The organism is Acidihalobacter sp., from assembly GCF_037381185.1.
Classification (GTDB): Bacteria; Pseudomonadota; Gammaproteobacteria; order DSM-5130; family Acidihalobacteraceae; genus Acidihalobacter_A.
The window spans coordinates 1-9,684 of record NZ_JARRQY010000087.1; the positions used below are offsets into that span (position 1 = coordinate 1).

General features: G+C 65.4%; 7 protein-coding genes. 5 read left to right on the plus strand and 2 right to left on the minus strand.

Translation table 11 applies throughout. The annotated features are described in order from the left end of the window. Positions 1 to 15: 15 nt before the first annotated feature. A complete protein-coding gene (locus P8014_RS19545; RefSeq protein ID WP_337819007.1) occupies positions 16 to 2,382 on the minus strand; it encodes a glycoside hydrolase family 15 protein in 2,367 nt (788 codons plus the stop codon). A 274-nt stretch (positions 2,383 to 2,656) separates the two neighbouring features. Between P8014_RS19545 and tcuA the strand changes: the two genes are divergently transcribed. The 5 genes from tcuA to P8014_RS19570 all read left to right on the plus strand — a co-directional run bounded on the left by tcuA (position 2,657) and on the right by P8014_RS19570 (position 8,010). After that, positions 2,657 to 4,090 (plus strand): FAD-dependent tricarballylate dehydrogenase TcuA, encoded by a 1,434-nt coding sequence (gene tcuA, locus P8014_RS19550; protein WP_337819008.1) that lies wholly within the window; start codon positions 2,657 to 2,659, stop codon positions 4,088 to 4,090. Further along, complete coding sequence (gene tcuB, locus P8014_RS19555; RefSeq protein ID WP_337819009.1) at positions 4,077 to 5,192, plus strand: tricarballylate utilization 4Fe-4S protein TcuB; 1,116 nt, start codon at positions 4,077 to 4,079, stop codon at positions 5,190 to 5,192. Before tcuA ends, tcuB begins: the two co-directional genes overlap by 14 nt. 1 nt (position 5,193) lies before the next feature. After that, positions 5,194 to 5,892, plus strand: a complete 699-nt coding sequence (locus tag P8014_RS19560) for a GntR family transcriptional regulator (protein ID WP_337819010.1) — start codon at positions 5,194 to 5,196, stop codon at positions 5,890 to 5,892. A 68-nt stretch (positions 5,893 to 5,960) separates the two neighbouring features. Next, positions 5,961 to 6,638: a response regulator gene (locus P8014_RS19565; protein WP_337819011.1), complete on the plus strand. Its 678-nt coding sequence runs from the start codon at positions 5,961 to 5,963 to the stop codon at positions 6,636 to 6,638. A 25-nt stretch (positions 6,639 to 6,663) separates the two neighbouring features. Further along, the gene (locus P8014_RS19570; protein WP_337819012.1) at positions 6,664 to 8,010 is read left to right on the plus strand and encodes a HAMP domain-containing sensor histidine kinase; all 1,347 of its coding nucleotides are present in this window, start codon (positions 6,664 to 6,666) and stop codon (positions 8,008 to 8,010) included. A 94-nt stretch (positions 8,011 to 8,104) separates the two neighbouring features. Here P8014_RS19570 and P8014_RS19575 read toward each other — a convergent pair whose 3' ends face one another. After that, positions 8,105 to 9,181 (minus strand): ABC transporter substrate-binding protein, encoded by a 1,077-nt coding sequence (locus tag P8014_RS19575; RefSeq protein WP_337819013.1) that lies wholly within the window; start codon positions 9,179 to 9,181, stop codon positions 8,105 to 8,107. Positions 9,182 to 9,684: the final 503 nt, after the last annotated feature.

Below are 9,684 nucleotides of genomic sequence, written 5' to 3' on the forward strand. Positions count from 1 at the left end.
CGCAATGGCGACTGTTCACGCAGGAGCCACTTCGATAGAGAAGTTCTCGCCCTGCCAGCGGTCGTCCGCTTGCCAGCGCAGGGTGAAGTCGATGCGTGTTCCGGCGGCGAGGTCCCTTGTCGGCACACGCGCCAGATGTCCCAGCATCCAGTCCTCGGTCTGCGTATCGCACACGTTCTGCCAGCCGTTCACCCCCCAGTGCACCATGGCCGGCGCAGACAACAGAAGTCGCAGCTCCTGCCCCGCACGCAAACGGCGCGGCCGCTGACGGAACCGCCACAGCACGTAGTCAAGCTCCGGAATGCGTCCGGCGTAGCGTTCCCGCACACCCCGCGGCGCATCGACGGGGCTACCCTGCTGCACGCTCAGGCACAGCTTGACGAACTCGCTATGCGCCCACACCAGCGGCATCGCGGCGCCGGTGGGTCGACCCGGCTGAAGATCGCGCTCCGGCATCGGCGCCGCATCCCAGACCTGTTCCGGCAGCAGTCCACCGCGGCCGGTCATCGCCGCCATTGCGTGCACATAGGGCATGACGTCCTCGCCGGCGAGCAAGGCGTAGTGTCCTCGCTCACCGGTCAGCAGCGGCCAGCCGCGGCCGCGGCCGGTGCCGTCGAAGGGACGACCGTCGCTGTGCTCGCCGTAGCCGTCGCCGTTGTAGCGATGCCAGACCGGCCCGTTCGGCGTCTCCGTGCGCAGCAGCCTGTCCACCACCTCGACGGTGGAGGTGACGTGCGGATCGTGGGCATCGCGCAGACCGTAGCGCACCAGTTGCAGGAAATCGGTCGAAATCTGCTGGTCGGCGGGACGGTCGTAGTCATGCGCGCGGTTCTTGATGAACAGATGCTCGGCCTTGGCACCCTCGCATACCAGCACCGCCGCCGGCGCGGCCCGCAGGTAATAGCCAGGCACGCCCAGGTCGCGCGCCAGCTGGGTGTCGTCCGTCCAGCACCAGTCCTCGATGCAGGCGTTCCAGTAATCGGCGACCATCAGCGCCAGATCGGCTGCCCGCCCCTCCAGGAACCGCGCGCCTTCGACCAGGGCGGCGATGACGATGGCGAGCGTGAACGTGTTGACGCCGGGGTCCTCCTCCCAGCGGTCCTGCCCCGAGCAGGGCCCTTCAGCCAGAATGAAGCGCAACGCTCCGGCCACCATGTCCGCCACTGGTACCTCGCCCAACGCGTCACGGGCCTGCAGCATCCCTGCAAGCAGCACGGGGAATGCGGTCTCGTCAAGCTGGATGCCCTGCCAGAACGGCTTGCCGCCCAGCCACTGATTCTGCAGCCAGTGTCCGTCCGCCTGCTGCGTCGCGACGAGATAGGCCAGCACGTCGCGCGCGGTATCGTAGGCACCCAGCGCGACCAGCGCGCCGGCGGATTCGACCAAGTCGCGCGACCACACCAAGTGATAGCCGCCACGGCTCTCGCTCACCTCGCCCCACGGCACCGCCAGGCTCGCCACCATGGCACCCGGGTAGGTGCGATCCTCGTGGATCTTGAGGATGCTGGCCGAACGCCGCAGCAGGGCCAGCGCCTCGGGGCCGACATCGCCGGCGTCCAGCGCACGCCAGGGACGAGCGTCGCGCCACTGCCGCCAGCCCTCCGCATATGCCCCCCAGGCCGCCTCGAAACCGCCGGCCAGACTGGTCCAGGCCAGCGTATCGGCCGACTCGCGGCTGCTGCCGAAGCCCACCGCCAATGTGCAGCGCCGCGGCAGACCGGCCCCCAGGACGACGTCGCCGGGGCCGGCTTCGGCGTATTGCCTGCGCATGCGCCCGTCGCGCTCGAAGTCCTGCCGCAGGTCGCTCGCGCCAACCTCACCCACCGAGCGTCGTTCCAGTGCCGCGCGCCCGGACACGTCTCGGCACTGCAGGGCGAGCGCAAAAGGTCCTTGCTCGGCCCACAGCGTCCGGCGCCCGTCCCACTCGCCCGTCCACGCTCGGTTTTTCTCCGCGTCCCCACCCAGGCGGGCGGCGAGCAGCGCATAAGGGCGCAGCGCTTCGTCACCATCGAGTTCCAGATCGATCAGCAGCACGTCGCGACGCGGATCGGTGCACACCCGCAGGCGCAGTTCGAAGCATTCGTGCCGATGGGTGATCGTCGCGGCCGGGATATCCGTATCCAACCACTCGACGGCATAGTCGCCGCCTTTGAGTTCCACCCAGAAACCCTTCTCGTCAGCGACGATGAAGCCAAGATCGCAGATCTGCGGAATGTCGATGCGCGGGTAGTACACCTCGCTGACGATGCCCTGCGCCAGCGTGAACCACACCCGGCTTTCGCCCAGCGCCGTGCCCGCCATATCCTTGCGCGCACTGGCCCAGACTGCCCGCCGCTCCGTGGCGGCGGGCGCCTTGCCCTGCGGAATTTCTGCGTCCTGCATTGCAACCTCGCAACCGGCCTAAGCCGGAGAAATAAGAACCGATTCCATGGCACTACCTCGATCTTGTACATGCCGCACTGCGGTTTCCAACGATCCGCGACGGCTCGGGAGTGATTCTAGTCTGAACATATTCCATGGCCATTGGTTCAACGCAGCAAAGTGCCCCCGGATCATCGCACCATTTGACAATGGCTCAGCCCCACTCTAAATGTATACTTTTGTATACAATATGCGCCACACATAGCATTCCATACTTCCTGCCGAGAGACACTTGATGAACGCGCCGCTCCCGACGGACACGGTCTTGTCCGAACACGCCACCGACATGCCCGACGTGCTCGTGCTCGGCGGCGGCAACGCGGCCCTGTGCGCCGCGCTGGCCGCGCGCGAAGCCGGCGCGCGGCGCCTTCTGGTGCTCGAACACGCGCCGCGCGCCGAACGCGGCGGCAACAGCCGCCACACCCGCAATCTGCGCTGCATGCACCAGCAGCCGGCCGACGTGCTGACCGGGCGCTATCCCGAGTCCGAATACTGGGACGACCTGCAGCGCGTCACCGGAGGCGCGACCGACGAACGCTTGGCGCGCATGACCATCCGCGCCTCCGCGGACGTGCGCGACTGGATGCGCAAGCAAGGCGTGCGCTTCCAGCCATCGCTGAGCGGCACGCTCAGCCTCGGGCGCACCAACGCCTTCTTCCGCGGCGGCGGCAAGGCCCTGCTCAACGCCTATTACCTCAGCGCGGAGCGCCTCGGCGTGGAGATCAGCTACGACACCGAAGTGCTCGACCTGGAGATCGAAGACGGCCGCTTCCACGCCGCGCGGGTGCGCCGCCGCGGCTTCCCCGAACGCATCGAGGCGCGCACGCTGATCGCCGCCGCGGGCGGCTTCGAATCCAATCTCGAATGGCTGGAAGAGGCCTGGGGACCTGCCACGCGCAACTTCCTCATCCGCGGCACCACCTTCAACCGCGGCGCCGTGCTGCGCACCCTGCTCGCGCGCGGTGCGCGGCGCGTGGGCGAACCCGACCAATGCCATGCGGTGGCGATCGACGCGCGCGCGCCGCGCTACGACGGCGGCATCGTCACGCGCCTCGACTGCGTGCCGTTCAGCATCGTCGTCAATCGCGAGGGCCGGCGCTTCTACGACGAGGGCGAAGACTTCTGGCCCAAGCGCTACGCGATCTGGGGCCGCCTGGTCGCACGCCAGCCCGAGCAGACCGCCTACGCGCTGATCGACGCCAAGATGACCGGCGACTTCATGCCTTCGCTGTTCCCGCCGATACGCGGCGACAGCCTCCGCGAACTGGCCGGGAAACTGGACCTCGACGCCGCTGTGCTCGAACGCACGGTAGCCGACTACAACGCCGCGGTACGCCCAGGGCGCTTCGACGCCGGCGCCCTCGACGACTGCGCCACGGAAGGACTCGATCCGCCCAAGACCCACTGGGCGCGCCCGCTCGACACGCCGCCGTTCCACGCCTATCCGCTGCGCCCCGGCATCACCTTCACCTATCTCGGCGTCGGCGTCGACGAACGCGCACGCCTGCTCATGGACGACGGCCGCCCGTCCGCCAACATCTTCGCCGCCGGCGAGATCATGGCCGGCAACATCCTCGGCCGCGGCTATCTCGCCGGCATCGGCATGACCATCGGCACGGTCTTCGGACGCATCGCGGGACAGGAGGCCGCACGACATGCCGCTAGCTGACACCCTGAACGAAGCCCGCCGGGTCATGGAAGTCTGCAACGCCTGCCGCTACTGCGAAGGCTACTGCGCGGTGTTCCCGGCCATGACCCAGCGCCGCGGCTTCGCCGACGCCGACCTGGAATACCTGGCCAACCTATGCCACCACTGCGGCGCCTGCTACTACGCCTGCCAGTACGCCCTACCGCACGAATTCGGCGTCAACGTGCCGCGCGCCATGGCCGACCTGCGCGCCGACACCTACGAGAAATACGCCTGGCCGCAAGGCCTCGGCGGCGTGTTCCGGCGCAACGGCGTGCTGGTGTCGCTGGTCCTGATCCTTGCGCTGGCGCTCGCCTTCGCGCTCGCTGCGGCGTTCATCTCCCCCGAAACGCTGTTCACCGCCCATCGCGGCGCCGACGCTTTCTACGCGGTCGTGCCGCATGCGGCAATGGTCGGCGCGGCCGGCGGCATCGGCCTGCTCGCCCTGCTCGCCCTCGGCCTGGGCGCGCTGCGCTACCGGCGCGCGACCGCGCCGGCCGGCCGCGGCGCGCAGAGGGCGCCGCGCCTGCGCCAGGCGCTCGCCGACACCCTGAGCCTGCGCTATCTGGGCGGCGGCGGAGACGGCTGCAACGACCGCGGCGAAGCCTATTCCAACACCCGCCGCTGGCTGCACCAGAGCATGCTCTACGGCTTTGCGCTGTGCTTCGCCGCCACCTGTGTCGCGACGCTCAACGACTACGCCTTCGGCCGACCCGCGCCGTACCCGGTCTTCAGCCTGCCGGTCGTGCTCGGCACCCTCGGCGGCATCGGCCTGCTGATCGGCAGCGCCGGCCTGTTCGCGCTGAAGTTCATCGCCGACCCGGCGCCGGCCATGCGCCGCATGCTCGGCATGGACGTCGCCTTCCTCGCGCTGCTGTTCCTCACCGCGCTGAGCGGCCTGCTGCTGCTCGCGCTGCGCGCCACCCCGGCCATGGGCACGCTGCTGGTGCTGCACCTGGGCATCGTCCTCGCGCTGTTCGCCACGTTACCCTACGGCAAGTTCGTCCATGCCGTGTACCGCTTCGCCGCGCTGTTGCAATACGCCGGCGAACGCGCGGACGGACCAAACTCGAACGGAGACTGAGATGGCCGACAACCACCCGGAAACGCACGACGGACTGCCGCGCTCGGAACTCGCCTACCGCCGCCTGCTGGAGGCCTTGCTCGACGGCCGCCTGAAGCCCGGGCAACGCATGCGCGAAACGCAGCTCGCGGAGCAGTTCGGCATCAGTCGCACGCCGGTGCGCGAAGCGCTCAGGCGGTTGCAGAACGAAGGGCTTCTGACCACCGAACCGTACCGCGGCATGACCGTCGCGCGGCTGGACCAGCAGGCGGTCATAGAGCTGTACCTGATGCGGGAAGTCCTGGAAGGGACCGCAGCCGGACTCGCCGCGCGCCACGCTGCGGACGCGGAAATCGACCTGCTGGAGGACATCCTCGCCGAGGAGCGCCAACCCGGCGAAGATCCCGAGCGGCGCGCCACGCTCAACCGCCGCTTCCATGGCACCATCTACCACGCCGCGCACAACCGCTATCTGCTGCGTTCACTCAACGCGCTGCGCGATTCGATGGCCATTCTCGGCGCGACTACCTACAAAGTAGAGGGACGAGCGGCAAAAGCCCTCGCCGAACACCAAACCATACTCGCGGCCATCCGGGCGCGTGACCCGCAAAGCGCCGAACAGGCCGCCAGACGACACATAAGAGCCGCCCAGCGCGCGCGGCTGCAGATACTCGAATCCGACACGCCGAAGGCCGATCACCACGCTGGCGGCATTGCGTAACCAATACTGGCAAGGTATCCGGGGGACTACAATATCTGCTTATCGGGATTCGATGGTGTGCTCCGTAGATGCATCTGTTGTTGATTGAAGACGACAAGAAGACCTCCAGCCATGTCGCGCAGGGTTTTCAAGAGAAAGGGCATGTCTGCGACGTAGTGGAAGACGGCAAAGCGGGCCTGGAGGAAGCAGTCCATGGGAGCTACGACGTCATCATCGTCGACCGCATGCTGCCTACGCTCGACGGCCTGTCCCTGGTCAAGGCTCTGCGGGCGGCCAACAGCATCGTGCCCGTCATCTATCTGACCGCCATCGACGGCATCGACGACCGGGTGGCGGGGCTAGAGGCGGGCGCGGACGATTATCTGACAAAACCTTTCGCGTTCAGCGAGCTGGCGGCGCGGGTCAAGGCACTCACGCGCCGACACGCCGCGCCGGCGAAGGTAACGACGCTACAGGTAGCCGACCTCGAGATGGACCTGGTCAAACGCAGCGTGAAACGGGCCGGCCGGAACATCGTTCTGCAGACCCGGGAGTTCCTGCTGCTCGAAGTTCTGATGCGGGCCGCCGGCCAGGTCCTGACCCGCAACATGCTGCTCGAACAGGTATGGGACATTCATTTCGATCCAAAGACCAGTATCGTCGAAACCCACATAAGCCGCTTGCGCGCGAAAATCGATAAACCCTTCGGTGAGCCCTTGCTGCATACGGTGCGCAGCTGCGGATACACGCTTCGTGCGCCCGGCTAGGCTACTGCACAGCACCGCGATTCGAATGGCGCTGACCTACGCCGTCCTGAGCACGGTATCGGTATTCCTGGCCGGCGCAACCGCCAGCCAACTGCTGAAATGGCAACTGTTCAATCACCGTGATCACGACATCCACAACGTCTACACGGCACTCGAGAACAGCTATGGCCATGGTGGAGCCACGAATCTCGTCAACACACTCCACGCCTATATTCAGGAAACCCTGGGCCACAACTGGCTGTTCATCGCCATAGGACCGGGGGGACAGGTGCTGGGGGGCAACGTGCATGCCCTGTCGCTGGCGATAACGCCGGGCTGGTCATCGGTCGACGGCGCGCAGCTGGGCCTCACCGGCGGCAGGCGCTACCGCGTCTACTCCGGTATCGTCCGCAACAAGGTCCGCCTGGTCGTCGGCATGAAGTTCCAGCAACTCGGTTACCTCGGCCGCCTCGTGCAGACCAGCTTCGAATGGGCGTTCGTTGTCGCGGTCCTGCTGGCAGTCGTCGGCGGCAGCCTGATCGCCCATCGGATGCAGCGGCGCTTCGACGCGGTTCGGGAAACCATGGACCGGGTATCGCGGGGGGAACTGGCGGCCCGGGTTCCCCTGTCGGGACGAAACGACGACATCGAACAGCTGTCCGGGGATCTGAACAGCGCCCTGGATCGACTCGCCGCTTCGGTGGAAACCATGCAGCAGGTCAGCGCCGACATCGCCCATGACCTGAAAACGCCTCTCAGCCGCCTGAAAATGACCATCGCCGAAGCGCTCGACAAGCAGGAGCGTTCGCAGCCGGTAGCGGCGGAACTCGAAAGTGCGGCAGCGGAAGTCGATCAGGTCAACCGGACGTTCAACGCCTTGCTGCGCATTGCCCAAATCGAAGCCGGCGCACGCAAGACCGCGTTCAAGCCCGTCGACATTTCCGCCCTGCTCACGATGATGGACGAGGTCTACCGGGAAGTGGCGCGGGATGCGGGCCAGAGTTTCTCGGTCGCGCTGCCCGCTACCGCCAAGGCCGACATCATGGGCGACCGGGAACTGCTCATGCAGATGCTGTCGAATCTCATCGAGAACTCGATCCGGTATTGTCCTGCGGGTTCAAGTATCCACTGCAGCGCGACGGCCCACGATGACACCGTGCGGGTCACGGTCGCGGACAACGGCCCCGGCATTCCCGAAAACGAGCACGAGCGGGTTCTGCGCCGCTTCTATCGTCTGGAAAAGAGCCGCACCTCCGGCGGCACGGGCCTGGGGCTGAGTCTGGTCAAGGCCGTAGCCGACCTGCATGACGCGGAGCTGCGCCTGGATTCGGCGCATCCGGGCTTGATGGTCAGCGCTATCTTCGCCCGTCGGCGGCGGCCGGTCGCGACATGAGCCGCACCGGATCCGACGGACAGGACAGCCTCGAAAGCCGGCTTTGCCACTTCAACCGCAGGGTCCGCACCCGGCGGGGCGGCCGGCAACACGGTCAATGCGAAGTACCGCGCCCCTTGGCCAGCAACTCGTTCGCGCGGATGGCGTACTTGTTGGTATAGGTGATCGACAGATCGACCGGCTTGATGATCTTGCCGGCCAGCTTCTCCACCGCGAGCACCGTTTGCGGACCGCCCGCCGGCATAAGGCCATCGGGCAGGAACTGCCCCTTGTCCTGCGCCAATGCGTGAATGTATTCCGCTCTGGTCGACAGCGGCGTGCTGACGAAACTTTCCGGCATGTGCGCGGCGATCTGCGCGGCGCTGTGAGTATGGATCCAGTGCATCGTGGCGACCATCGCATCGACCACGTCCTGGGTCAGTTGCGGATGCTCCTTGACCCAGTCGGCGCGTGCCAACACGCTGGCCGTCGGCCAGAACCCGCCCAGCCATTTCCTGGCTCCCGCCCCGGAAGCGAGATTGATCGCCGAATAGGCAATGCCAAGCTTTTCCACGGCATTGACGGTGGGCTGCGTCGTCATGCCGCAGACGATGCGGCCATGCTTCAACGCGCTGATCAGCGTTTTGCCGGCGCCGACGCCGATGCGCGTGAAGTCCTGCGAAGTGAGGTGGTAGCGATAGGCCAAATACAGCGTCAGATCGTCCGTCCCCGAGCCGATGTCCGTAACGCCGACCGCCTTGTCCTTCCAGTCCGCCGGCGTTTTTACGCCTGAACCGGTTGCACACATTTCGCGCTCGCCGGGCGCGCCGCTGAGCTGCACGATATCGATGATCTTCTTGCCGTGCATCTGAAAGTCGATGGTGTGCACGTACCAGGCACCGGCCAGGTCGACCTGCCCGGAAGCCATCGCGTCCTCGGCGCCCACACCGCCCGCATGTTCGGAACTGAGGACCATATGAACGCCGAATTTCCTGAAATACCCCAGGTCGTGAGCCAGCTGATACGGCAGGTATATCTGCTTGTCGATGCCGCCGACCATGAGCGTCACGGTGGGCAATTGGCCGGCAACGGCCTCCGCACTACGTGCGCCTACGACACTCAGACTCACAGCAGCCACCATGATTCCAGCCGCCAGGGCAACCATTTTGTCGATCAGGGCTCCTCTATGCATTGCGAATATCCCCCCACCCCGACGGGCCTCGAAAGGCTCGCTCATAAAGCCATTCCGTTGATCGACGCATACCCGCCAACTTATTGAAAACATAAATTTCCATGGCAAACCGGACATCGAGTTCCATGCCGGATTCCGCATTATTTTGCATTCTTACAACGATGTATATCTTGCGAGACGCATTCCCTCAAAATAATCAAGCAATTTCAGTCCTTTCTCTTGCTGATTCAAGCTGATTTTCTCGGGCGCTTCGAGAACCCCACAGGGCGATATTCCCCACGCACGACGATGCCGTTCAAGTCGCGTTTTTTATAAAAAAACCACCACCATCACATTATTCGAATACACATGAGCACTAAATGTCGTGCCGAACCCACCATGCACCCACATTCTTACGAATATGTATATTTTATGAAAGAGCAAAAAACCCCACCTATACTGCCCTGGCACTAAGCCAGCTAAAAAGTCTCTTAATGCTGCTTATACGCAGGCAATTCGGGCCA